The organism is Candidatus Accumulibacter cognatus (assembly GCF_000584975.1).
GTDB lineage: Bacteria > Pseudomonadota > Gammaproteobacteria > Burkholderiales > Rhodocyclaceae > Accumulibacter > Accumulibacter cognatus.
In genome coordinates this window covers 1-25,188 of sequence record NZ_JDST02000046.1, presented here as the reverse complement: position 1 = coordinate 25,188, position 25,188 = coordinate 1, and the positions used below count along the sequence as shown (strand labels likewise).

The following is a 25,188-nucleotide window of genomic DNA, read 5'->3' as shown; positions in this document are numbered from 1 at the left end:
CTTGTTAAACCATCAGATCTCGGTTATACGGATCTGGCCCAACCTGATAATGCATTGGCTGCGCGTGTTTGTAAAGCAGCGTCCCGAGCCCCTACTTGCTGGCGGCGTCCACCACCACCAGAGCGGTCATGTTCACTACCCGGCGAACGGTTGAGGTTGGCCCAAGTACATGCACCGGCCGCGCGGCGCCGAGCAGGATCGGGCCGACGGCCATCCCATCACTGCCGATCATCTTGAGCAGGTTGAAAGAGATGTTGGCTGCGTCCAGGTTTGGCATCACCAGCACGTTGGCCTCTCCGGTCAGTGGCGATTGGGGATCAAACTGCTTGCGTATCTCCGCTGAAAGTGCGCTATCGCCGCGCATTTCCCCGTCGACTTCCAGATCCGGCGCCTTGGCACGCACAATCGCCACTGCCTCGGCTACCTTGCGGGCTGAAACGGTCTGCGACGATCCGAAGTTGGAATGCGACAGCATCGCCAGCTTGGGACGGATCTTGAACCGGCGAACCTCTTCGACGGCCATGAAGGCAATTTCAGCCAGTTGTTCGGCGTCGGGATTCTCGTTGACATGGGTGTCACAGATGAACATGGCGCGACCAGGAAGCAAGAGATGCGCCATGGCTGCCATCGTCTTGCAACCCGGCGCTTTGCCGATGATCTCGTCAACCTGCCGCAGGTGATGCAGGAAACGGCCAGTCAGGCCGCAGATCATTCCATCGGCGTAGCCAAGCCTGAGCAGCATGGCGCCGATGATCGTGTTATCGCTACGCAAGCGTGTCTTGGCAATGTCGATCGTCACGCCCTGGCGCTTCCTGAGCTGATGATAGGCGGTCCAGCATTCTTTATAGCGATGGTCACTGTTCGGATCAACGACATCGAAATCCGTACCGACACGCAATCTCGAGCCAATCCTTTCCAGTCGCGTCACTATCACGCCCGGACGGCCAATCAATATGGGGCGGGTAAGCCCTTCATCAAGAATGATCTGCACAGCGCGCAACAGGCGCTCATCCTCACCATCGGGATAGACAATGCGGGTCCTTCGCCCCCGCTTGGCGGCCGAGAAAACGGCGCGCATGCCGACCCCCGTCTGGTAAACGAATTCCTTGAGCTTTTCCCGGTAAGCAGGCATATCGGCAATTGGCCTGGTCGCTACACCGGAATCCATCGCTGCCTGCGCCACAGCCGGCGCAATGATAGTGATCAGGCGCGGATCGAAGGGTTTCGGGATCAGATAATCCGGGCCAAACGCAAGTTCCTCACCAGGATAGGCCATCGCCACTTCGGCACTCACCTCTTCCTCGGCCATTGCCGCCAGTGCCTTTACACAGGCCATCTTCATGTGTTCGTTGATGCAGGTTGCGCCGACATCGAGTGCGCCGCGGAAAATGAATGGAAAACACAGAACATTGTTGACCTGGTTGGCGAAGTCCGAACGACCGGTTGCGATGATCACGTCGGGACGGACCTGGCGGGCCAGTTCGGGCATGATTTCCGGGATTGGGTTGGCAAGAGCGAAAACGATCGGCTGCTTGGCCATGCGGGCGAGCATCTCCGGTTCGAGCGCGCCCGCAGCAGAAAGTCCGAGGAAGACATCGGCACCATCAATGGCCTCGTAGAGTGTGCGGGCCTCGGTAGTGCGCGCATACACCGCTTTCGTCGGTTCCATGTTGTCGTCACGTCCGGTGTAGATCACTCCTTTCGAGTCGCATACGGTGACGTTCTCACGACGAACACCCAGTTCACACCAGAGATTGAGACAGGAGATCGCGGCAGCGCCCGCGCCGGAGCAAACGACTTTCACTTCGTCAATCGCCTTGCCGGCCACCTTGAGTGCGTTCAGGATCGCGGCCGAGGAAATGATTGCCGTGCCGTGCTGGTCATCATGAAAGACCGGGATCGACATCCTTTCCTTGAGCCGGGCTTCGATGTAGAAGCACTCCGGGGCCTTGATGTCTTCGAGATTGATGCCGCCCAGGGTCGGCTCCATTGCAGCAATCAAGTCGATCAGCTTGTCCGGGTCGCTCTCGCTGAGTTCAATGTCAAAAACATCAATCCCGGCAAACTTCTTGAACAGACAGCCCTTGCCTTCCATGACCGGTTTGGCTGCCAGAGGACCGATGTTACCCAGGCCGAGCACGGCAGTACCGTTGGTGATGACGCCTACGAGGTTGGATCGCGAGGTGTACAAGCTGACCGCCGCCGGGTCATCAACGATGGCATGGCAAGCATGGGCAACTCCTGGAGAATAGGCGAGGGCCAGATCGAGCTGATTACTCAGGCCCTTGGTGGGCTGAACCGCGATCTTGCCCGGAGTCGGGTAGCGATGATATTCGAGGGCGGCCTCGCGAGGACCAGCCTGACCGGGATTATTTTCCATGTTGCCTCCTGACTCAGCGTTCGTCGACGTAAAAGCGCATTACTTTAGCCGACTCAATCGATTTACACAAAACTGATGTAATTTGCATTGACGATGCCGACCGGTATTGCACACCAGCGTTCGCCAGCGACACCACGACGAGCAAGCGCAGCGGCTGTCGCCGGGGTAGAATCATGAACGCACGCGCAGCCAACTTACCATGGGGGTTCTTTCTGTAGCTGCGGCTTGCGTTTGACTTGAATGGGAGATGATGAATGGGCCAAACCGCCACCAGTAACCTTCGCACCGTTGCTCTCGTCGGCCACGGTGCCGCCGGCAAGACGACGCTTGCCGAAAGCCTGCTCGCTGCAGCCGGCGCAATCAGCAGCCGGGGCACCGTTGAAAAAGGCAGCACGGTTTGCGATTTCGATGCGCAAGAAAAAGAATTTGGCTACTCGCTGAATTCAGCGCTGGCGAGTTTTTCTTGGCAAGGTATTTTGGTTCATTTGCTCGATACGCCGGGATTTCCCGACTTCGCCGGACAGGCGATTGCCGCACTCGCTGCCGTGGACACGGCCTTAGTGGTAATCAATGCGCAAAACGGTATCGAACTCTCGAGCGAACGCATGATGAAGCTGGCCGCAGCGCGTGGTGTTTGCCGGATGATCGTGATCAACAAGATCGACGCGGAGAATGTCAATCTTCCGGCGCTGGTCGGCGAAATCCGTGATCGCTTCGGTCGCGAGTGCATGTTGCTTGACTTGCCGGTGAAGCAGGGCAGTGAGGTCGTCGAGCTGCTCGGCCATGATGATGGCGAAAGTGATTTCGAATCGGTAGCAGCAGCACACCGTGCGTTGATCGATCAGATCGTCGAGGAAGACGAGGACCTGCTGGCAAGGTACCTCGACGAAGGAATCGATCCGACTCCGGATGAATTGCACCGACCCTTCGAGAAGGCACTGCGTGCAGGCCACCTGATTCCCATTCTCTTTGTTTCGGCAAAGACCGGAGCCGGGATCCCGCAACTGCTCGACGTTCTCGCCAGACTCGCACCTAATCCGGCAGAGGGTAACCCACCGCCTTTTTATCGCGGCGAGATCGGCACCTCGGCCGAACCCTTCGCGGCCGAGCCCGATCCGCAGAAGCATGTACTGGCGCACGTCTTCAAGGTCGTCAGCGACCCGTTCATCGGCAAGGTCGGAGTGATCCGCGTCCATCAGGGGACGATCCGGAAGGATTCGCAGCTCTTTGTCGGCGATGGCAAGCGTCCGTTCAAGGTCGGCCACATCTATCGCCTACAGGGAAAGGATTATGTCGAGGTTGAGACACTGGTACCTGGCGATCTGGGTGCAATCGCCAAGGTCGAGGAACTCGAATTCGACTGCGTATTGCATGACTCACACGATGAGGACCATATTCATCTGCGGCCACTCGAGTTCCCCCTACCGATGCACGGCTTGGCCGTTCATGCGCGGCGCAAGGCTGACGAGCAGCGGCTGTTCGAGATCCTGCACAAGCTTGAGGTCGAGGACCCCTGCTTCAGGATCGAACGTCATCCAACGACCAACGAGACGGTGATTCGCGGCCTCGGTGAAATGCACCTGCGCGCCAAGCTGACGCGCCTGGCTCAGCAGTACAAGCTGGAACTCGACACCAAACCGCCACAGATCGCCTATCGTGAAGCAATTACCAGCTCGGCCGAGGGCCACTGCCGGCACAAGAAACAGAGTGGTGGCGCGGGCCAATTCGGAGAAGTGATGTTGCGGGTCGAGCCGCTCGAACGGGGCGCCGGCTTCGAGTTCGTCGATATCGTCAAAGGCGGCGTGATTCCCGGAGTCTTCATGGCGGCAGTCGAGAAGGGCGTGCGTCAGGCGCTGGCTGACGGCGTCGTTGCCGGCTTCCCGGTGGAGGATCTGCGCGTCACCGTGCATGATGGCAAGTCACATCCGGTCGACGGCAAGGACATCGCCTTTTTCATGGCCGCCAAGAAAGCGACCATCGAGGCGATTCGTGCTGCCAAGCCGATCATCCTCGAACCGGTTGTCGACATCGAAATCCTGGCGCCGGACGCCCTCACCGGTGACGTGACTGGCGACCTTTCCAGCAAACGCGGTCACCTTACCGGCACTCAACCGCGGGGCCCAGGGATCATGGCGATTACCGGTCAGGCACCGTTGGCTGAACTTGAAGGCTACCAGTCGCGCCTCAAGTCACTGACCGGCGGACAGGGCTCGTACAGCATCGCCTTCTCGCACTACGCACAGGTACCGCCGGCGACACAGCAACATCTGGCGGCACAGCACAAGGTAATCGAGGAGGAATAAGCGGGACGACCAGGACGGGCAGCGTCGTCGTGAGGAAGGTCTTCAAGGTCTCCAACTGGTTCATTCCTCTGGCGCGACGCCTGCTCTACGCCTGGGTACGGACCTCGGTTTTTCCGGAGAATCTGCAGGCTTTGGGCCTCGACCCGGCGATACCGGTCTGTTACGTCCTGCAGGACAGGCATCTCTCGAACCTGCTGGTACTTTTCGAGGAATCGCGGCGAGCCGGTTTGCCGCGCGCCGATGTACCAATGGTGCTAGGCGGGCAACGGCTGCATAGCTCATTCTTCTTCCTCAACCGTGACCGCAGCCTGAACGGCAGAGCACGCGACGGCCGCAATTACTCCGCCTTGCTGGCCAGTCTGATACGCCAAACGGTCGCCGACCCGACGCTCGACGTTCAATTGGTGCCGGTGCTCATCCTCTGGGGACGCAGTCCCGACACACAGGATTCGGTCCTCAAAGCGCTGTTCTCGGAAACTTGGCGTCCACCTGGCGCATGGCGGCAATTGCTGGCGATTCTGCTGCACGGCCGCAATGTCCTGGTACGCTACAATGCACCCATATTGCTGCGCAATCTCCTGCAGGGAGGCCTGGATGAGGAGCAGGCACTACGCAAGCTGTCGCGCATCCTGCGGGTGCACTTTCGCCGCCAGCGCCAAATGGCCATCGGACCCGACCTCTCGCATCGCAACACCCAGGTGGATGCGGTGCTTGCCGGCGAGCAGGTCCGCGCGGCGATCAGGAGCGAAGCCGAAACGCAGGGCATCCCGCTCGGTGAGGCCCAAGCAAGGGCTGTCAACTTCGCGCTGGAGATCGCCTCCGACTACTCCTATGGAGTTCTGCGCGCCCTGGAACTATTTCTGTCCTGGTTGTGGACTCGCCTTTACGACGGCATTCAGCTGCATCACTTCGACGTCGTCACCCGCATCGCCTCCGGGCACGAAATCGTTTACGTCCCCTGCCACCGCAGCCACATCGATTACCTCCTGCTGTCCTATATCATCGTCCGCCAGGGATTGACACCGCCCCATATCGCCGCCGGTGCCAACCTTAACCTGCCGATCGTCGGATCGCTGCTACGCCGTGGCGGTGCCTTCTTCCTGCGCCGCAGCTTCAAAGGTGAACCACTGTATGCTGCGGTATTCCACGAATACCTGCACCTGATGCTGGCACGCGGCTTCCCGATCGAGTACTTCATCGAAGGCGGGCGCAGCCGTAGTGGCAGGATGTTGACCCCCAAGGCAGGCATCCTTGGCATGACCGTGCAAAGCTTCATCCGGGAACACGCGCGACCGTTGGTATTCGTTCCGGTATACATCGGTTACGAAAAACTGATGGAGGGTCGCACCTACCTCGGAGAACTGGCGGGCAAACCCAAGCAAGGTGAATCATTGTTGGGCATCCTGAAAAGCGTGCGCAACATCAAGCGGGTATTTGGCCAGGTGCATGTGAACATTGGCGAACCACTGCCGCTAGCCGGTTTTCTTGATGCCCATCACCCGGGCTGGAATGAGGAAGGCGCCGCCCGCCAATCATTATGGGCGCGCGCCGCCACGCGCAACGCGGCCGCCGAACTCGCCAAACGGATCAACGAGGCGGCCGTGCTCAATCCGATCAACCTGATCGCCCTCGCACTGCTGGCGACACCCAAACACACCGCCGACGAGCACGCCTTGCTGCGGATGATCGAGCACTACCAGGCGCTCGCCAGAGAGGCCCCGTACGCGCCGACAACCATCGCCTGCGGACTTGCGGCGCAACCAATCGTAGCCTACGCCGAGCGACTGGCCGTCGTCGAACGTTTCGCTGATCCGCTGGGAGATTTGATCCGGGTATGCGAAGAACAGGCACCCCTGCTGGCCTATTTTCGCAACAATGTCCTGCACCTGTTTGCCTTGCCAGCGGTGCTCGCCTGCCTGCTGAGCCACAACCGCCGCCTCGATGGCGCTCGCGTGGCAAAGGCGGTGTCCGGCATCTGCGCCCTGATGCGAGCAGAACTGTTTCTTCGCTGGCCTCTCGACGAACTGGCGACAGCCACCGAAGAGGTCATTGGCGTGCTCGTCAGGCGCGGTCTGCTGGGCCGCTCAAACGTCTCGGGAATGCTTGTCGCGCCAGAGCCGATCAGTCAGGAATTTGCCGAACTACACCTGCTCGGCGAAACCATCCGCCCACTGCTGGAACGTCATTTCCTTACGCTGTCGCTACTGCAGAGACACGGGACGGGTCAATTGACCCGCCAAGCACTCGAAAATCACTGCCATCTGCTTGCACAACGGCTCTCCCTGCTCTATCAGTTCAACACCCCGGAGTTTCCTGAAAAGGCGACCTTCTCTGCCTTCATCGCCAACCTGATCGAAGCGGAATTCCTGCGCGAGGACGACCATGGACTGCTACATTTTGATGAGCGACTGATGACGCCCCTGGCCCATTCCGAACTTGTCCTCTCGGTCGAGGCCAGACAAGCCATCCGGCGCATCACGGGCGCTGGCGTGGCCAGTTGATGCGCCGCACACACCGTTGACGCGACTTGCACATCGACCATCGACACGCCACACGATCCTCAGACACGCGCGCCAGAATTTCGCCTGGCTGCCTGCTCGAGGCGTTCCTTTTCGGCAATAACCTTGTTGGCATAGCCCGTCTCAGGATCCTCGGGTGCCCCACCATAGTGCTGCAGGCCGGCAGTCAGGCCGCCACGCCAACGGATCGCCTCCTCCAGAACATGCACGCCGACCTGGATATTGGTCACCGGATCGAGAAACGGCTGCAACCCGGCACCTTGCGGTATCTTGTCAAGGTGATAACCCGGGATTACCTGCATCAGGCCCTTGGCACCACTCGCGCTTTCGGCAAAGGGGTTGAAGCGCGACTCGATACCAATGATGGCAATGATCAGCAGTGGATCAAGGCGACGTTCCCGGCCAACCGCCTGCGCCGCCTCGAAGATCGGGACCAGCGCTTCCGGCGCCACCCGGTAGCGCCGCGAAACGAAATCCAGAACACGTTGTAGGCGCAGCGGCAACTCTTCTGCCGCGGGCTTGAGGGCTTCCGTTTCGGGTACTTCGATGGTGTTTGCAGATTCGGCAGCGTACTGGCTGTCTGCGACAGCGTTGTCGGCAACCGAAGGCTTGAAGGTGCCCAATGCGACCATCAGCCCAACGATGATCAGACTATGCTGAATCAAACTCAAAGTGGCGTCGATACGACGCCCCTCCATATTTCCAAGTGCAATTGTTGCGGACATGCTCTCTCCTTCACTGAGTTCGTCGCGCCAAGAAACAGCTCGACGACGGACGGTTACAGGCGGGTGCAAAGCCTCGAATACTGGGGGGACACTTCCCCTGAGGCCGGAACTCTGTGCGCTTTGATCGACGGCGGACAGAGCGGCAAGGATGCAGCTGTCTAGCTGCAATGCGTTCGTTTCTACTGCGGAGATCGCAGTCTATTGATAAGTATGAATTTTGTCAACTTGCTTTGAAACGGCACAAGGGTAACACTCGTTCCAGCAGCGCCAACAATGCCATTCGGATGCGACGGGCACCAACCTTGACAGCCTGTCCCGGGATCCCCGGAGACCCTTATAATGCCGTTCAACAGCGCTGCCAGCGTTGCCATGCACGAAAATTTCCCGACCACCGAGCCCTTGTGGACATTGCCCTATTACTCTTTCTGATCCTGCTCAACGGCATCCTGGCAATGTCCGAAATCGCTGTCGTCTCTTCGCGGCAGTCACGCCTGTTAAAGCTGGCTGACGACGGTAACACAGGCGCGCGCGCAGCTCTGTCATTGCATCACGAGCCCTCGATTTTTCTCTCCACCGTCCAGGTCGGCATCACCACGGTGGGCATTCTCAGCGGCGCCATCGGCGAGGCCACCCTGGCCATTCCGCTCGCCGCATCGCTGGAAACATGGCCAATCCTCGCGGATCACGCCAGCACGATCGCACTGACGCTGGTCGTCGCCGTTCTGACCTATTTCTCGGTTGTGGTCGGCGAACTGGTCCCCAAACGTCTCGGCCTTTTGGCCCCTGAGCGTATCGCTGCGCTGATTGCACCACCGATGAACCTGCTCTCGCGACTGGCGCGTCCACTGGTCTGGCTGCTCGCTTCGTCATCCAATCTGCTCCTGCGCCTGCTAGGAGCTCGCCACACCCAGGAGACCTCGGTGAGCAACGACGAGATCAAGGTCCTGATGAGCCAGGGCGCCAAGGCAGGCGTCTTCCACGCAAGCGAACAAGCCATCGTCGCCAATGTGCTGCGACTCGACGAACAGCACATCGGTGCGATCATGACCCCGCGCAAGGATATCTACCTGCTCGACCTGAACGCCAGCGAAACGGAAATTCGCCAGCGACTCGCCGACAGCCCCTACAAGCGGATTGTCGCCTGCCGCGACGGCCTGGAGAATGTGATCGGCATCTTGCGCACCAACGACCTCCTCAAGGATGCCCTCTTCGGCAAGCCACTCGCGGTCGAGCCATTTGTCCGGCCGGCACTGTATGTGCCCTCCAGCGTCACGACCACCCAACTACTCGAAACCTTCCGCCGCGCGCGCCAGCAGTGCGCGCTGATGATCGACGAATACGGCGACCTGCAGGGTCTGGTCACCCTCAGCGACGTACTGGCTTCGATCGTCGGCGATCTTCCGAGTTGGGATAACACCGAGGAACAGGAGATCGTCACCCGCACAGATGGTTCATGGCTGGCTGATGGCAGCATCACCGTCGAACGCCTGAAAACGATTCTCCATATCGATGCCGAGCTGCCAGGCGAAGAGGAGAACGCGTTCAACACGCTGGGCGGCTTCATCATGTATGTGCTCGGTCGCATTCCGGTGGCAGCGGATCACTTCGAATGGGCTGAATGGCATTTCGAAGTAGTCGATATGGACCGCAATCGAGTGGACAAGGTGCTGCTTGCGCGCAGGCAGTGCGTAAGCGAGGCGACGGTCAATGCCAGCGAATGATTGCGCCGGCTGCTGTCATCAATCCAAATATGCAGTAGGGTCGTCAACTCCGGCTGCAGCAAAACCAGCTCGTCGCAATCGACAAGAATCGCAAACGCCGCAGGCACGTCCGTCCTGGTCGGCCTGATAACATGAAACCGTCAGGCCATAGTCGACACCCAACTCGTTGCCCCGAGCAATGATCTCAGCCTTGCGAAAATTCAGCAGCGGCGCGTGCATGCGCAGTGTCGCACCTTCGACCGCAGCCCTGGTCGCGAGATTGGCCATGCTTTCGAAGGCTGCGATGTACTCAGGCCGGCAATCGGGGTAGCCCGAGTAGTCGACCGCGTTGACACCGATGAAAATATCGCGGCTACCCAGCACCTCGGCCCAGGCCAGGGCCAGCGAGAGCATGACCGTGTTGCGTGCCGGTACGTAAGTGACAGGAATTCCCGGCTGCGGGCCAGCGACGGGAACCGCGATGCTGGCGTCGGTCAGCGCTGATCCCCCGAAGTCTTCCAGCCGAAGACGCAATACCCGATGCTCACAAGCTCCGAGCGCGCTGGCAACCGCCGCTGCCGCCTGCAGCTCGACACGATGACGCTGACCATAGTCAACCGACAGGCAGTAGCAAGCGAAACCGCTCGCGCGGGCGATCGCCAACGTAGTCGCCGAATCGAGTCCGCCAGAGAGGAGGACGACTGCCCGCCTGCCGGGAGCTGGAAGAGGTATGTTCATGGCCTGGCCAATACGACTCAGTTTTATTCGGCAAGCAGCACCGCCAGTTCCCGCTGCAGCAGTTCAGCATCGCCAAGGTTGAGTTCGACCAGGCGACGCAGGTGGGTAACGCTATCGATGTCGATGATCCGGCACGCCAAGCCAGCCTGTCTGCCTTCGAGATGAGCGACAGTGGCCTGCATGCGAATCCGATTGCCCATTTCATCGAGGGGCAGGTCCAGGTCGGCAGCTTCCCCCATTGCCAGATCGGCCGCAGCCGGCAGATGCAGCAGTGCGCCCTTCAAGGAAAGGTCCAGCACCTGCACCTCTAACGTTCGCTTGACCAGCAGCAGTTGCGCGGGTGATGCAAAAGAGATTCGGGAATACTGGCGGCGTTCTTCGCTCACGGCACGGGTCTCTCTCAAGTTATCTGCCCCGCATCTTACCCCAAAGCACTTTATGGAGTTGCAACTGAAAGCGCACCGGTAGCCGATCGGCGAGTATCCAGTCCGCCAGCGTCACCGCCGGGAGTTCCCCTTCGACTGGGGAAAGGAGTACCGGACAGAGTGCAGCAAGTTGGCGATCGACGATCAACTGGCGTGCCCACTCGTAATCGGCACGGTCCTTGAGAACCAACTTGAGTTCGTCATTAGCGGTCAGCAGCGCCAAGTTCTGCCAACGATTGCGGTGGAATTCTCCGGAACCCGGCGCCTTGAGATCCACGATTCGAGAAACCCTTGGATCGACACCGCCAATGTCGAGCGCACCGGACGTTTCCAGCGACACTGCATGGCCGGCTTCGCTCAATTCGCTCAACAACGGCAGACACGCTGGCTGTGCAAGCGGCTCACCGCCGGTCACGCAAACGTGAGGTAGCGCGTGATGCGCCACCTCGGCGAGAATTTCCGGCAGGGACATGGTCTGGCCACCGTTGAAAGCGTAGGTAGTATCGCACCAGACACAACGTAACGGACAACCGGTCAGGCGGATAAAAACCGACGGCAACCCAACACGCGAACTTTCACCTTGCAGGGACACAAAGATTTCGCTGATCTTCAGCGCCAACGGTCGGGCAGTGGCCTTCACCAGCCTACTTCTTCAGGCGTTGCCTGGCGGTAGTCGCAGCGGTGCTGTCGGGATATTTGGCAAGCAGCGTGTCAAGTGTCATCTTTGCCGACTTGGCGTCGGCAAGTTCCTGCTGGCAGGTCGCCACGTTGAGTAGCGCGTCCGGCGCCTTGGGATGAGCAGGCCATTTGCTGGCGACTAGTCGGTGCGCATCGATCGCCTTCTTGCAGTCGCGCAGCGAATAATGGGCATTGCCAAGCCAGTACTGGGCGCTGGGGGTCAGCGTACTGTCTGGATGTGCCTTGGTAAAAGATTCGAAGGCGGCGGCGGCTTCCTTGAGCTTGTTGGCCCGAAACAGGTTGAGGGCCGCCTCGTATTCGCGCGTCTCGGCGGCCGGATCACTGACTGCTTTTCTGGGGGGGTCAACCGGCGGCTTGCCATCATCCGCGGATCTTGCTTCAGCACTTTGCGCGACCTGTGGTTCGAGCTTGCGCAGGCGACCGTCTAGGTCGACGTAGAAATCCTGTTGCCGCTTCCTGGCAGAATCGAGTTCATAGGTCAACGTCTCGACTTGGCCACGCAGACGCGAGTTCTCCTCGCGCAAGGCCTGAATCTGATTGGCCAGCTCGATCTGTCCCTTGGCGAAAGTATCGAGGCGCTCGTTGGTCTTGATCGAGATGTCCTTGATTTGACGACGTGCTTCCTCGTCATCGAAGAGCCCGGCATGCGCATAGCGCGCTCCAAATGCGCATGGCATGCCAAACAACAGGGTCAGGATCAGAACGTGGGTTCGACCGGAGCATCGACGCCTCGACATCCCCGACATGCTAGAACTCGCCGTTGTAGAGCATGTCGCCGCGCCGGTTCTCGGCCCAGGCACTCTCGTGATGACCCTCGTTCTTAGGCTTCTCTTCGCCAAGGCTGACCGATTCGAGCTGTTCTTCGCGAGCGCCGAGCAAGGCCATCATCTTCCTGATCGCATCGGCGCGTTTCTGGCCCAGCGCCAGGTTGTACTCGCGACTGCCTCGCTCGTCGGTATTTCCCTGGATCAGCATCTTGAACTGGCGGTTTTCGGTCAGAAACTTGGCGTGTGCGGTTACCAGATCCTTGTACTCGGTCTTGACTTCGTAGCTGTCGTAGTCAAAGTACACGCTACGCTTCGACAGAATGCTCTTCGGATCGGTGAGGACCGCCGGCAAGCCACGGCTATCGACACCGCCGGTCGTCACCGTTGTCACGCCTGGTCCGCCTCCGCGTGTCTCGACGGGCGCCCCCGCTCCGGCAGCCTGCTCACCACTCTCGGGAGTCGAACTGCAGGCGGCTATCAGGAGGCTCAAGACGGCCGGGATAATGAGTGGTTTCATGGGGTTACTCCTGCGCAAGATGCGAAAGTGAAAATCGTGATTCATTTGTTGAAAGGCCCCCACGCTGGTTCGCGAACATCACCCGCCGTAATGGAAAGACGTTGCTTGATACGGCCATCGATCGAAACCGCCGAGAGCACCCCGCGACCGCCCATCTCGGTGGCAATCAGGATCATCCGGCCGTTCGGGGAAAAAGTCGGCGATTCATCCTTGTGCGAGTCGGTCAGGACCTGCACTTGCCGACTGGCAAGGTCCATCACCGAAAGACGGAATCCCCCGTCACGCCGACTGATGAACGCCATCGACTTGCCGTCAGGGGAAAGACGCGGAGTTACATTGTAACTTCCTTCAAAGCTCACTCTCTGTGCTTCGCCACCGCCGACGCCGACCCGATAAATCTGCGGGCTACCGCCACGATCCGAGGTGAAATAAACGAATTGCCCGTCAGGCGAGAAATTGGGCTCGGTATCGATCGCATTGCTGTTCGTCAGACGCTGCGCACCGGATCCATCGGCGTTGACGGTAAAGATCTGCGAACCGCCGTCCTTGCTCAACACCACCGCCAGCTTGCGGCCATCAGGCGACCACGCCGGCGCCGAGTTGGAACCCTTGAAGTTGGCAATAACGACCCGTTTCCCCGAAGCCAGCGAGTGAACATAGACTACCGGCTTTTTGTTTTCGAAGGAAACATAGGCTAGACGGCCCCCGTCTGGCGACCAGGAAGGCGAGATGATTGGTTCCTTGGAGATCAGCGCCACTTGCGCATTCTGGCCATCCGCATCAGAGATATGCAGCTCGTAGCGTACGGCGCTGACTCTGAGCACATAAGCAACACGAGTGGAGAAAACGCCAGGCTCACCGGTCAGTTTTTCGTAGATCATGTCGGCGATGCGATGACCGGCAGCGCGCAGCATGGCCTTTGAGGTCACAAAAGCGGAGCCGCCAAGAACGGCCTGCTTGTTGACGTCGTAAAGACGGAACCGTGCTTCCTGCCGGCCGTCGTCACTGCTGCCGATACTGCCGGCAGCCAATGCATCGGCACCACGGCTTTTCCATTCCGGGTAGGCCGGGTTGGACGTCTCGGTCATCGCCACCCCACCCGTGTCAATCATCTTGAACACGCCGCTCCGTTCAAGGTCGCCACGCACCACCGAAGTCACCACCCGCGAGGCGCTCGCCTCGCCGCCAAAATCGGCGATGGCCACCGGGATACGGTTGGCACCGGCGCCCGTGATCTCGATGGTTAGTTGGGCGTGTGCAGGAGGCTGCAGAAAGGCCAGTGCGCTGACGGCAAGCAGGCCAATCCGGCGCAGTTTGAGTCCGATTCCAGACATGGGACAGTCCAATACAGAATGCGCGATTATATCGCCTCTGAATGCTCTTGATTTGTAACCAAACGTGATCTTGTCTCATGAGAGATCTCGAGTGAGCGTGCTTTAAAGTCGACGCGCCGCAGTCGTCGAGGCAGTGCTTCCGGGATGTTCTAGTCGTCACGCGGCCGGTAGGGAATCTTCAAGATCCGCTCGAAGAGATCCGCCTGTGCAGGCTTGGGCAACGGGGACGACTTGCGGATCGCGCGTTCAACGGCTGCATCAAGCGCCGGGTTGCCACTCGAACGGCGCACCTTGACATCAAGAACTTCCCCGGAGGGAAGCTGAGTGACCTCGAACACGGCTTCCGGATTACCCTGTATGCCGGGTGGCAAGGAAATATTGCCGCGGATCTTGAGACGCACTTTGTCGATGTATTCGTTTAGCCCACGCCGATGTTCTGCCGCCGCCTGCTCGGCCTGTTGCTTGAGCTGGCGAGCCTCGGCGTCGGCCTCGGCAGCGCGCGCACGTCGATCTTCGGCAGCTCTCTGCTGCTGCAATTGTTTCTGTTCCCGCTTCAGTTCATCGTCGAAACTTGGGCGACGCTCCGGCTCCGGCTTTGTCTCCTTCTGTTTTGGCTCTTCCTTCCTGGGCGGCTCCTTCTGCCTGGACTCTTCTTTTTTCGGCGGGGTCGGTTCTTCCTTCCGGGACTGTTCCTTCATCTTAGGTTCTTCTTTCCGCGGCGTTTCCTTCGCCTTGGGTTCCTTGAGCGCTTCCGTCGGCTTGGGTTCCTTGAGAGTTTCCTTGATCTTGGCTTCCTTTGGTGGTTCCTTGGGCTTTTTCTCCTCTTTCAGGGGGATTTCCGGCTTGACGGGGGGCTTGATCTCGGGTTTCGGTTCCGGTTTTGCAACGGGCTTTGGCTCCGGTTTGGGCTCCGGTTTCACGATTGCTTTGGCAACGGGCTTGGGTTCGGGCTTGGGTTCGGGCTTAGGCCTGGGTTCCGGCTTGTGTTCCGGCTTGTGTTCCGGCTTGGGTTCCGGCTTGGGTTCGGGTTTAGGTTCAGGCTTGGGTTCGGGTTTAGGTTCAGGCTTTGGCTCCGGCTTGGGTTCGGATCGGGGTTCCGCTCTCGGCTCGGGCTGGCTGGCCACGATCGGGGCCGGTGCAGCACGCCAGACTTCGACTTCGACCGCGGTGGGTGGCTGACTCTTCCACTGCACGCCCAGAAACAGCGCACCGATCAACAGCAAATGGACCGTGGCGGAAAGGGCCAGAGAAGGCCACTTCGCCGGGTCGTCCTGCGGTGGCCGGATGATGGGTTCGACAGCTTCCACGGATCAGGAACTCACCGACCGCTTTGCTCGACGAGAAGGCCGATGCGTTTGACCTGCGCCTTTTGCAGCGCGGCCATCACATCCATCACCGCTTGATAGTTGACCTTCTTGTCGCCGGCCACGAGCACCGCTTGTTCGGGGGTTTTCTGCGCCGCTACGACCGCTTCTCCCAGATTACCGAGATTCACACGCCTGCCCTCGGTCCTCCCGGGGAGAACCAGAGTCAGCTTGCCGTCAGTGGCGACGTCTACCCGCAGGGCTTCTCCAGGCGTCTGCGCTGCCTTGCCCACCGAAGGCACATCGATCGTGCCGGTGGTCATCATCGGCGCCGTCACCATGAAGATGACCAGCAGCACGAGCATGACATCGATATAGGGGACAACATTGATTTCGTTTTTCAGACGGCGCGGACGCATGGCCTTACCTCATCTGCCGTTGCAGGATGTTCGAGAACTCCTCCATGAAGGACTCGAAGCGCGACGAGAGCCGATCGATCTCGTGCGCAAAACGGTTGTAGGCGACCACCGCCGGGATTGCAGCGAACAGGCCGATGGCGGTGGCGACCAAGGCTTCGGCGATGCCAGGGGCAACCGCGGCGAGCGTCGCCTGCCCGACATTTGAGAGGCCGCGGAAGGAATGCATGATTCCCCAGACGGTTCCGAACAGGCCGACATACGGGCTCACCGAACCCACCGATGCCAGAAAGGCGAGGTGCGAGTCGATGCTGTCCATTTCACGCTGATAGGTGGCGCGCATGGCACGACGCGAACCGTCGATGACGTCTTTCGGGTCGAGGTTCTTCTGGCTGCGCAGTTTGGTGAATTCGCGGAAGCCCGCCTCGAAGATACGCTCCATGCTGCCGGTGCTGTGGCGATCGTTGATCGCGCTCTGGTAGAGACTGTTGAGGTCGCCACCGCTCCAGAAGTCGCGCTCGAACTGCTCGGTCTGTGCGCGCGCATCCTTGACGGTGAACCATTTGCGAAAGATGTAATACCAGGACATGAACGAGACACCGGCCAGCAACAGCATGACCGCCTGGACCACGGCACTGGCATTGAGGATCAGGTGCAGAATCGAAAGGTCTTGCGAGACATTCATTGCAGTGCTTCCAGTTTGGTACGCAGAGTTGTGGGAATCGGCGTTGCTTTCATCTGCGCCGAGTTGACACAAACGATGTGGATTGTGCCGCTGACCAGTTCCTGCCAGCCCCCTGCGATGGACGCATGGGCACGCCGGATATGCTGGCGAAAGAAGATCTGCGCACGGCTGATCTTCTCTACTTCGAGGCTGACGACCAGTTGATCGTCCAGTCGTGCCGGCTTCAGGTAATCGATGCTGACGCTGCGAACGACGAAGGCAATCCCCGGATCGCGCAGCAGCTCGGCTTGCTGATGACCGATCGCACGTAGCCATTCGCTACGACAGCGTTCGAAGAACTTCAGATAATTGGCGTAATAAACCACGCCCCCGGCATCGGTGTCTTCGTAGTAAATGCGAACTGGGATGATGAACGCATTGTCATTCGGTTGGTGTGGGTATTTCATGGTCGGCGCCGATTCTACGGCAGCATTCTGGTGGCAAATGTAAGTGTTTGTGACCAGGCGGCGCCCTCTCAGGGCGCCTGCCAGAGATCGCCCTGCGCTTCGCCGGGCATCGCCGCCAGTCCCAGATGACGGTAGACCGCCGCTGTAGCTACCCGACCACGTGGCGTGCGCTGCAGGAAGCCTTGCTGGATCAGATACGGTTCGAGAACATCCTCGATGGTATCGCGAGCTTCGCCGATTGCAGCCGCCAGATTGTCGACACCGACCGGGCCACCGGCAAACTTGTCGATCACCGCGGACAACAGCTTGCGGTCCATGACGTCAAGGCCACCATGATCGACATCGAGCATCAGCAACGCCTGATCGGCGACGTCCTGCGTGATGTGGCCGTTTGCCCGGACCTCGGCGAAATCCCGGACGCGCCGTAACAACCGGTTGGCAATGCGGGGCGTGCCACGCGAACGGCGCGCGATTTCCAGAGTGCCACCGGAGTCCGCAGGAACCTTGAGCAGTTGCGACGACCGCGTGACAATCAGCATCAGTTCCTCGGGCGTATAAAACTCGAGTCGCGAGACGATCCCGAAGCGATCGCGCAAGGGATTGGTCAGCATGCCGGCGCGAGTGGTCGCACCCACCAGCGTGAACGGGGGCAGATCGAGTTTGATCGAACGCGCTGCCGGACCCTCTCCAATCATGATATCAATCTGGAAGTCCTCCAGCGCTGGATACAGAATTTCTTCGACGACCGGCGAGAGGCGGTGAATCTCGTCGATGAAGAGGACGTCGCGGGGTTCGAGATTGGTCAGGATGGCGGCCAGATCACCGGCGCGCTCAAGGACCGGGCCCGAGGTCGAGCGCAGGTTGACGCCCATCTCGGTGGCGATGATGTGTCCCAGCGTGGTCTTTCCAAGACCTGGCGGACCAAACAGAAGAACGTGATCGAGCGTGTCGTTGCGCCGCTTGGCCGCTTCGATGAAGATCGTCAGTTGCTCGCGAATCCTGGCCTGACCGACGTAATCGGCGAGACAGCGAGGCCGCAGGGCGCGTTCGATCGCTTCTTCCTGGGTGGACTTCGCCTTGGCCGAAATCAGCCGGTCGACAGCCGAGCTACCAAGATCATCGGTTTCGATCATCGCCGTGAGATCTCTTCCGAGAGCGACGATTCCGAATCGGCATGCGCCAGCCACTCACGAACCAGCACCTGCCCGAGCGCCAGCAGGGTCGGCCCAAGGAACAAGCCGATGAAGCCGAAGACCAGCACACCGCCAAAGACGCCGACAACGATCAACAACAGTGGCAGGCTGGCGGTCCGTGAAATCAGAATCGGCTTGATGAAGTTATCGACGCTGCTGATGCCGAACATTCCCCACCCCACCATGAACACCGCCCAGCCTGTCTGCCCCTCGTTGTATAGCCAGACGGCGGCACCCAGCCAGATCAGTGTGGCCCCGATCACCGGCACCATCGAAAAGAAGAAGGTGGCTACGGTCAGGATGATGATTCCCGGCACACCCGCGATGATGAAACCGATCATCGCCACCAGCGCCTGTGTGGCCGCCGTCCCGACGATTCCGACCATGACCCCGGTGACCGTCCCTTCAGCCAGCGCCAGCATGCGCTCGCCGAGATCGCCGGCGAGTGCGCGACTGCCGGTGTGCAGTGCGTCGGCATAGAGATGTGCGTCACGAAAGATGAAAAAAACGAAGAAAATCACCAGCACCAGTTGCAACAGTCCCTGTGCCAGGAGCGCGGCGGTGGCCAAGGCCAGCCTACGTGTCGGATCCACGAACTGATGCAGCAGGGCATTCATTTCCTCGCGACTCTCGATCAGCTCGTGCCAATAGGCAGCGGCATTGCGACCAACCATCGGCAGTCTCGCCAGCCAGGCCGGTGGGTCGGCGGGCAGCCCCTTTTCCATCAATGGTTTGAGATAGCGAATCGCAATCTCGACGCCGTCGGCAAGCGATCCCGACAGCAGCGCCACGGGCGCGACCAGCAACAGCAGCAACAGAATCGACACTAGCAGAGCCGCCAGATTGCTTCGCCCTCCGCAGAGGGTGAGCAGACGATTGCGGATCGGCAAGGTGGTGACACAGATTACGATGGCGAAGAGCAGCGTCCCGGTGAATGGCAACAAGACGGCAATGCAGCCGATCAGCAGCAAGGCAACGAGCGCGATCTGGATAAGTTGTTTGTGGCCGGGATTCATTGTCGATTCAGACTCTTGACAACAGCTTGAGTGCCTGCCGAATGCCGTCGGAGGTAGTGACGTCAGCCGCTAGCTGTTTCATTGCGGCCCCTGCTTCACGGTCATTGTAACCCAGAGCCAGCAGCGCATTGAGAATGTCATTACGCGCGGCAGCCGCAGGCACGGCGCTTGCCGGCAGGGCATCGGCGAGTTTCCCCTTGAGTTCGAGCAACAGGCGTTCGGCGGTCTTGGTGCCGATACCAGGCACTTTGGTTAGGCGGCCGATTTCCTGCCGCGCCACGACCTGCGCGAGATCGCCCACCGACAGTCCGGACAGCACCGACAGCGCCAGGCGCGCGCCTATGCCCGAAATTTTCAGCAACTGGCGAAAGGCACAGCGTTCACCTTCGCTGGCAAATCCGTAGAGAAACTGCCCATCCTCACGTACCACGAAGTGGGTCAACAAACTAATCTTCTCACCATTCGCCGGCAGATTGTAGAAAGTGCTCATGGGCACATCGAGTTCATAGCCAATGCCGTGCACGTCGACCACCACCTGCGGCGGGTTCTTTTCCAGCAGGATTCCGGTCAGCCGGCTGATCATCGCTTGTTCTCCCTAGCCACCCTCAGGCGACCGTTGCGTACGTGCAGTCCGCTGCTGGCCAGTTGCCCAAATCCCTGCCCAGCGTGCGCGTGCGCGATAGCGCAAGCCAGCGCATCGGCAGCGTCCGGGCGAGGGTCTGCCGACAAGGATAACAGGCGGCGCACCATGTGCTGCACCTGGACCTTGTCTGCGTGGCCGTTGCCGACCACCGCCTGCTTGACCTGCAAGGCTGTATATTCGGCCACTTCGAGGCCACTGGCGACCAGCGCTGTGATCGCCGCACCACGAGCCTGGCCGAGTAGCAACGTCGACTGCGGATTGACGTTGACAAAAACGATCTCCACCGCTGCCTGATCCGGTCGGTGTTGTGCCAGCAGTTCGCACAGGCAGGCGTAGATCGTTCCCAGACGCCCAGGCAGCGAATCCCGGATGTCGGTGCGGATGCAGCCGCTGGCGAGGTAGGCCAGGTGATTGCCGGTTTTCTCGATCAATCCGAAGCCGGTGATGCGCAAACCAGGATCGATGCCGAGAATGCGCAGCACCGGTTTCACGGTGGCGCTCATCGGTTTTGCGTCCGCGCCAGATAGACCCCGCCGACCGCCAGCAGCATCCCGGCTAGCGCCAGTCCGCCGAGCGTTTCGCCGAACACCAGCCAGGCTATCACGGCCGTGCTGGGGGGAGTCAGGTAGAAAAGGCTGGCGACATTGACTGCACTGCCACTGCGAATCAACACATTGAGCAGGCTGATCGCACCAAACGAGAGCACCAGCACCAGCCACAGCAGGGCAAAGGCAAACTGCGGTGTCCACTCGATGTGCATGCTTTCGCTAAACCAGGCGGCGAGCGCCGTCAGAACCGCGGTCGGCAGGAATTGAATGACCGAACCGGTACGCAGGTCGAAGTGCGGGCAGAAACGCTTCTGGTAGAGCGTGCCGAGCGTGATTCCGAGCAACGCGGCGAACGCCGGCAGCAGCATCGCCGCCAGCGGCAGGTCGCCGAGTTGGTTGGCAACTACCAACGCCACACCGGCGAAGCCAAGTACCAGTCCCAGCCATTGCCGCGGCGACACGCGTTCACCAAGTAGAAAACCGGCACCACAAGCGGTCAGCAGCGGCTGCATACCGACCACCAGCGCCGTTACGCCGGCCGGTAGACCATGTTTGATGGCCGTGAACACCCCGCCCAGGTACAGCGCGTGCACCAACAGGCCGGAAATGCCGATGTGGACAAGCTGACGCCCGTCGGCTGGCCATGGCGCACGTGTCGCCAGGGCAAACAGCGTCATCAGCACGAGCACCAGGAGGTAGCGGGCGAGCAGGAAAGTCAGCGGCTCGGCGTACGGCAACCCGAACTTGGCGCCGATGAAGCCGGTGCTCCACAGGAATACAAAGAGAAAAGGCAGCAGCGATGGCAGTGGACGCATGGGCTCGGCTTATGGATGCAGGACAGAAGTGTAGCAAGCAGCGCGGCAGCCCGCACCCGGAACGGCAAACCCTAATCTGCGCAGGGCAGCAATGACAAACCCCGCCAAGGCGGGGTTTGTCATTGCATCTTGCCAAGGGAGGCAGTTGAGGATTACTTCTTCGCTGCAGCGGCATCCGCGCTCTTGGCATCGCTCGTGATGTCTTTCTTGGCCGCCGGTTTGGCCGCCTCTTTGCTCTCCGCGGGTTTCGCTGGCTCTGCCTTGGCTGCGGCAGGAGTTGCAGCCGGTTTGGCAGTTGCCGGCACTGGAGCGCCTGCCGCGGCAGCGGGAGTAGTGACAGGATTGGCAGCCGTAGCCGATCCAGCTGCAGGAGTTGCCGGAGTTTTAGGAGCCGCCATGGGCGCACTTGCCGGGGGCACAGCCTTGGCGGGTACGCCCTTGGCCGACGCCGGGGTTGCTGCAGTGGCCGGCTTGGCCGTTGTCGATCCGGTCAAGGTTACGTCGTTCTTCATCTTGCCGAGAACTGCCGGCCCAATGCCGGGCACCTTGGTGAGATCATCGACCGTCTTAAAGTCTCCATTCTTGGTCCGGTAGTCGATGATGGCCTGGGCTTTGGCCGGCCCAATGCCGGTGAGCATCTGTAGTTCGTCCTTGTTGGCAGTATTCACGTTGACCACGGCAAAGGCATTTGTCGCAATCATGAACAAAGCGACCAACAGGGTAAACAACTTGTGCATGGCATTCCTCCTGGTGAGATTGGGATCACAAACCACCAAGCTCCGTCCGCCTGGCGTCCTACAATTTCATTCAACGCGCCATAAGGGTTTTGCGTTGACCAAGCGGCCATGACTTTTCAGGTACTCTGATCATGAAAGTCATGACTGTTTCCCTCACTTTCCTACCCTGACGCGCGGTTCTGTTGGCGCAGTCTATGGGGTCACGGTTACTTGCGCAACTGCTGGCGATAGCCCAGGGCCCTCGATATTTGACTGGCTGTTGCCTTGAGCGGCGTCGCCCAGTCGGGGTTATGGCGATCGCGGGGTGCGGATATCGAAAGTCCGGCGACCAGCCGGCCTTCATCGTTGCGAACCGGCGCGGCAATGCAGCGCAGACCGATCTCGGCCTCTTCGTTGTCGTAGGCCAATTCGTGGTGGCGGATCTTGTCGAGTTCCCTTTCGAGCGCATCAAGGCGGGTCAGCGAATGCGGAGTCTTGCCCGGCAGACTGGTACGCTTGGCATAAGCACGCACATCAGCCAGCCCGTCAGCCGCCAGAAACAGTTTGCCGAGCGAGGTGAGATGCAGCGGCGCGCGCCCACCGACCAGGTAGACTACGCGCACCAGCGAGCACCCACTGGAGGTTCGCTCGACGTAGATGATCTCGTCTTCGTGGCGAATGCCGAGATTCACCGCTTCGCCAATCAGCTCGTGCAATTGCTGCATGTAGGGCAGTGCCACCTGGCGAATGTTGATCCGCGACTTGACGATGTTGCCCAGTTCGAGCAATCGGATACCAAGCGTGTAGGTACCGGCATCGTGTCGTTCGACGAGCGCGGCGCCGGTCATCACCACCAGGATGCGATGAACAGTCGATGGATGCAGGCCGGTACGCTGGGCCAGGATCTTGAGACTCACCGGTCCCGGCATGTCGGCCAGCACATCGAGAAGTGACATCATCCGCTCGATGACCTGAATGGAACCTTTCTCTGCCTGCTGTTCGGCCATCACCTTGGTGTTGAACCTTCCGTTATGCGCTCACGGGGAATCCCTTTGGGCGCTCCGCCCCTTGCCTGCCGCAGCCTGTGCGGCGCAGCATCTTACCACTTCATCATGGACGTTGCCTGCCAGCCGTCTGTCCGTCCGGAAGGATATGGGCAACAGCTACCATCACATCAGTGCGAACAAGCTGACACCCTTGGATGAAAGCTACTGCAAGAACTAGACCTCCGCCGATCCGACCCAGCGCAAGCGCGCCTCGAAACCGCCACCAGACAAATTCTCGACCTCAAAGCGTGCCGAGTGCAACTCAGCGATTCGCTGGACGATGGCCAATCCAAGTCCACTGCCTTCGGCGCTCACCTCGCGACCGCGATAAAAGCGTTCGACAAGCCGCGGCAAATCCTCCGGCGAGACCCCCGGCCCGTCGTCGGCGACAGCGAGCAGTATGTCGCCGTTCTGCCGCCGCACGAAAAGCGTGACCGTCGTTCCCGGCGGCGTGTAGCGCAGGGCATTATCGAGCAGATTGCGCAGCACGATTGCCAGCAATTCGCCGTCACCCTGGACTATCAAGGGCGTCAGGCTGGCATGCAGGTGAATCGCCCCGGCGTCGGCGGTCACTCGCGTTTCGACCAGCACCCGGTGCGCCAGCTCGCCGAGATCAACTGCGCCCGCTTTGGGAAGTCCTGCGAGAGGATCGAGGCGCGCCAAGCGCAACAGTTGTTCGAGCACGCGCGTGGCCCGGTCGACACCGAGCACGATTTGCTTCAACGCATGCTGGCGATCGTCAGGATTCCTGCTTAACTGAGCCACTTCTGCCTGAATCTTGATCACCGCCAGCGGCGTACGCAATTCGTGCGCCGCGTCGGCGGTAAAGCGCCTTTCCTTGTCGAGGGCTTCCGCAAGCCTGACCAGGAGCTGGTTGAGTGCTGCGAGCAGTGGCTGCACTTCGAGCGGCGCAGCGTGATTAGCCAACGGTTTGAGGTTCTCCGGCGAGCGCGCAGCGACATCGGCAGCCAAGTCGTCGAGCGGCTTCAACCCCCCCCTTACCGACAAGTAGATCAGCAGCAGGAGGAGTGGCGAAATCAGCGCGATCGGCAATACCGTCTGACTGGCCACTTCGAGTGCCGCACGATCGCGCACATCGATCGACTGCGCGACCTGCACCCGATAGTCGTCAGCAGGCGCAGCAATGGTCAGCACCCGCCAGGGGTGACCATGATGGGTGATGTTTTCGTAACCCGGCGAGGCGGCCAGGGAGCTTGCCGGCGCTTGCTCCGAGCGCAGCAGCAGCGACCCGTCTGCACGCCCGATCTGGAACTCGAGCGGCGACTCGTAGGGACGGTCTTCGCCGCTACGCGCCAGCGCCAGGCGTGTCGCCAGATCTGCCAGAAGGCTCTCGTTGTCGCGCACCAGAGCGAGCAACAAACGGGCTGAATGTGCCAGATGTCCATCCATCAATTCCTCGGCTTCATGGCGGGCCTTATCGTAGCTGAGGATGGCGACCAACCCCCAGACCAGGAGGGCGGTGGCAAAGACGGCGCGCAGCAGGCGCCAGCGCAGTGACTGGCCTGTCGCGCCGGGGGCTGTCCGCGGCATCAGTTGGCGTCGCCCAGGCAGTAGCCGAGACCGCGAATGGTGCGGATGAAGTGAGTACCCAGTTTTTTTCGCAGGTGGTGAATGTAAACTTCGACGGTGTTGCTGCCGGTTTCTTCACCCCAGGCGTACAGACTTTCTTCAAGCTGACTGCGCGTACGGATGTGCTGCTTGTGGCTGAGCAGGTCATGCAGCAGGGTATATTCGCGAGCCGACAAGAGCACCGGCTGGCCATCGCGAGTCACCCGCTTGCTGGCCGGGTCGAGCACCACACCAGCGTGCTCCAGCGTTGGCGTCGAAGCGCCGCTGGCACGGCGTATCAAGGCTCGCAGGCGCGCCTGCAGCTCAAGGAGATCGAAGGGCTTGGTGAGGTAGTCATCGGCCCCGGCGTCGAGTCCGGCGATCTTGTCGGCACTGCTGTCGCGAGCGGTGAGGATCAACACCGGCAACGGGTTGCCACAGTGCCGCAAGTCCTTCAGGACCAACAACCCGTCTCGCTTCGGCAACCCAAGATCGAGAACGCAAGCCTGATAGGCATGGTCGAGCAGCGCCAGACGGGCCGCGTCCGGATCACGCACCCAGTCGACCGCGTAATCAGCCAGCCTGAGACCGGCACGGATGCCGTCTCCAAGCAAGGCATCGTCTTCAACCAGCAGAATGCGCAATGATCGGTTTCCCTTCCCAACTTAGGTGATCTCCGCAAAT

Annotated in this window: 24 protein-coding genes; 3 read left to right on the top strand and 21 right to left on the bottom strand. The window is 60.2% G+C overall.

The window, feature by feature from the left end:
- Window positions 1–91: 91 nt before the first annotated feature.
- Window positions 92–2,380 (bottom strand): NADP-dependent malic enzyme, encoded by a 2,289-nt coding sequence (locus AW06_RS09165; protein ID WP_034948999.1) that lies wholly within the window; start codon window positions 2,378–2,380, stop codon window positions 92–94.
- 254 nt (window positions 2,381–2,634) lie between these two features.
- Between AW06_RS09165 and fusA the strand changes: the two genes are divergently transcribed.
- Both fusA and plsB read left to right on the top strand, forming a co-directional pair.
- Window positions 2,635–4,683 carry an elongation factor G gene (gene fusA, locus AW06_RS09160; RefSeq protein ID WP_034948997.1) on the top strand — a complete coding sequence of 683 codons (2,049 nt, stop codon included), beginning with the start codon at window positions 2,635–2,637 and terminating at the stop codon, window positions 4,681–4,683.
- A gap of 29 nt (window positions 4,684–4,712) precedes the next feature.
- A complete protein-coding gene (gene plsB / locus AW06_RS09155; protein ID WP_138678297.1) occupies window positions 4,713–7,184 on the top strand; it encodes a glycerol-3-phosphate 1-O-acyltransferase PlsB in 2,472 nt (823 codons plus the stop codon).
- Between the two features lie 59 nt (window positions 7,185–7,243).
- On the opposite strand, the gene AW06_RS09150 is transcribed toward plsB, so the two are convergent.
- On the bottom strand, window positions 7,244–7,927 hold the full coding sequence (locus AW06_RS09150) for a transglycosylase SLT domain-containing protein (RefSeq protein ID WP_034948995.1): 684 nt from the start codon (window positions 7,925–7,927) through the stop codon (window positions 7,244–7,246).
- A 401-nt stretch (window positions 7,928–8,328) separates the two neighbouring features.
- Here AW06_RS09150 and AW06_RS09145 point away from each other — a divergent pair, with 401 nt between their 5' ends.
- The gene (locus AW06_RS09145) at window positions 8,329–9,648 is read left to right on the top strand and encodes a hemolysin family protein (RefSeq protein ID WP_034948993.1); all 1,320 of its coding nucleotides are present in this window, start codon (window positions 8,329–8,331) and stop codon (window positions 9,646–9,648) included.
- 18 nt (window positions 9,649–9,666) lie between these two features.
- On the opposite strand, the gene queC is transcribed toward AW06_RS09145, so the two are convergent.
- From queC to AW06_RS09050, 19 genes are all read right to left on the bottom strand, one after another.
- Complete coding sequence (gene queC / locus AW06_RS09140) at window positions 9,667–10,365, bottom strand: 7-cyano-7-deazaguanine synthase QueC (protein ID WP_034948991.1); 699 nt, start codon at window positions 10,363–10,365, stop codon at window positions 9,667–9,669.
- 23 nt (window positions 10,366–10,388) lie between these two features.
- The gene (locus AW06_RS09135) at window positions 10,389–10,751 is read right to left on the bottom strand and encodes a PilZ domain-containing protein (protein ID WP_034948989.1); all 363 of its coding nucleotides are present in this window, start codon (window positions 10,749–10,751) and stop codon (window positions 10,389–10,391) included.
- A gap of 19 nt (window positions 10,752–10,770) precedes the next feature.
- The gene (gene queE, locus AW06_RS09130) at window positions 10,771–11,430 is read right to left on the bottom strand and encodes a 7-carboxy-7-deazaguanine synthase QueE (RefSeq protein WP_138678298.1); all 660 of its coding nucleotides are present in this window, start codon (window positions 11,428–11,430) and stop codon (window positions 10,771–10,773) included.
- A 4-nt stretch (window positions 11,431–11,434) separates the two neighbouring features.
- Window positions 11,435–12,166, bottom strand: a complete 732-nt coding sequence (gene ybgF, locus AW06_RS09125) for a tol-pal system protein YbgF (RefSeq protein ID WP_034949026.1) — start codon at window positions 12,164–12,166, stop codon at window positions 11,435–11,437.
- Window positions 12,167–12,236: 70 nt separating this feature from the next.
- The gene (pal, locus tag AW06_RS09120) at window positions 12,237–12,773 is read right to left on the bottom strand and encodes a peptidoglycan-associated lipoprotein Pal (protein ID WP_034948984.1); all 537 of its coding nucleotides are present in this window, start codon (window positions 12,771–12,773) and stop codon (window positions 12,237–12,239) included.
- Window positions 12,774–12,814: 41 nt separating this feature from the next.
- Window positions 12,815–14,107, bottom strand: coding sequence for a Tol-Pal system beta propeller repeat protein TolB (tolB, locus tag AW06_RS09115; RefSeq protein ID WP_138678300.1), 1,293 nt, complete (start codon window positions 14,105–14,107; stop codon window positions 12,815–12,817).
- 149 nt (window positions 14,108–14,256) lie between these two features.
- Window positions 14,257–15,324 (bottom strand): TonB family protein, encoded by a 1,068-nt coding sequence (locus AW06_RS09110; protein WP_337958777.1) that lies wholly within the window; start codon window positions 15,322–15,324, stop codon window positions 14,257–14,259.
- A gap of 101 nt (window positions 15,325–15,425) precedes the next feature.
- On the bottom strand, window positions 15,426–15,830 hold the full coding sequence (gene tolR, locus AW06_RS09105; protein WP_034948981.1) for a protein TolR: 405 nt from the start codon (window positions 15,828–15,830) through the stop codon (window positions 15,426–15,428).
- A 4-nt stretch (window positions 15,831–15,834) separates the two neighbouring features.
- A complete protein-coding gene (gene tolQ, locus AW06_RS09100) occupies window positions 15,835–16,512 on the bottom strand; it encodes a protein TolQ (RefSeq protein ID WP_034948980.1) in 678 nt (225 codons plus the stop codon).
- Entirely contained in the window at window positions 16,509–16,958 is a 450-nt protein-coding gene (gene ybgC, locus AW06_RS09095; RefSeq protein ID WP_034948979.1) for a tol-pal system-associated acyl-CoA thioesterase, read from the bottom strand. Before ybgC ends, tolQ begins: the two co-directional genes overlap by 4 nt.
- Before the next feature lie 68 nt (window positions 16,959–17,026).
- Window positions 17,027–18,091 carry a Holliday junction branch migration DNA helicase RuvB gene (gene ruvB, locus AW06_RS09090; RefSeq protein ID WP_034948978.1) on the bottom strand — a complete coding sequence of 355 codons (1,065 nt, stop codon included), beginning with the start codon at window positions 18,089–18,091 and terminating at the stop codon, window positions 17,027–17,029.
- The gene (locus tag AW06_RS09085; RefSeq protein WP_034948975.1) at window positions 18,088–19,167 is read right to left on the bottom strand and encodes an AI-2E family transporter; all 1,080 of its coding nucleotides are present in this window, start codon (window positions 19,165–19,167) and stop codon (window positions 18,088–18,090) included. Before AW06_RS09085 ends, ruvB begins: the two co-directional genes overlap by 4 nt.
- A 7-nt stretch (window positions 19,168–19,174) precedes the next feature.
- Complete coding sequence (gene ruvA / locus AW06_RS09080) at window positions 19,175–19,750, bottom strand: Holliday junction branch migration protein RuvA (RefSeq protein ID WP_034948973.1); 576 nt, start codon at window positions 19,748–19,750, stop codon at window positions 19,175–19,177.
- Entirely contained in the window at window positions 19,747–20,313 is a 567-nt protein-coding gene (ruvC, locus tag AW06_RS09075; RefSeq protein WP_046535271.1) for a crossover junction endodeoxyribonuclease RuvC, read from the bottom strand. Before ruvC ends, ruvA begins: the two co-directional genes overlap by 4 nt.
- A complete protein-coding gene (locus tag AW06_RS09070; RefSeq protein WP_034948971.1) occupies window positions 20,310–21,173 on the bottom strand; it encodes a DMT family transporter in 864 nt (287 codons plus the stop codon). Before AW06_RS09070 ends, ruvC begins: the two co-directional genes overlap by 4 nt.
- Window positions 21,174–21,325: 152 nt before the next feature.
- A complete protein-coding gene (locus tag AW06_RS09065; protein ID WP_034948968.1) occupies window positions 21,326–21,910 on the bottom strand; it encodes a helix-hairpin-helix domain-containing protein in 585 nt (194 codons plus the stop codon).
- A 206-nt stretch (window positions 21,911–22,116) separates the two neighbouring features.
- Complete coding sequence (locus AW06_RS09060; protein WP_034948966.1) at window positions 22,117–22,896, bottom strand: IclR family transcriptional regulator; 780 nt, start codon at window positions 22,894–22,896, stop codon at window positions 22,117–22,119.
- Between the two features lie 213 nt (window positions 22,897–23,109).
- Window positions 23,110–24,486: an ATP-binding protein gene (locus AW06_RS09055; protein WP_034948963.1), complete on the bottom strand. Its 1,377-nt coding sequence runs from the start codon at window positions 24,484–24,486 to the stop codon at window positions 23,110–23,112.
- On the bottom strand, window positions 24,486–25,148 hold the full coding sequence (locus AW06_RS09050; protein WP_034948961.1) for a response regulator: 663 nt from the start codon (window positions 25,146–25,148) through the stop codon (window positions 24,486–24,488). Before AW06_RS09050 ends, AW06_RS09055 begins: the two co-directional genes overlap by 1 nt.
- Between the last annotated feature and the right edge of the window lie 40 nt (window positions 25,149–25,188).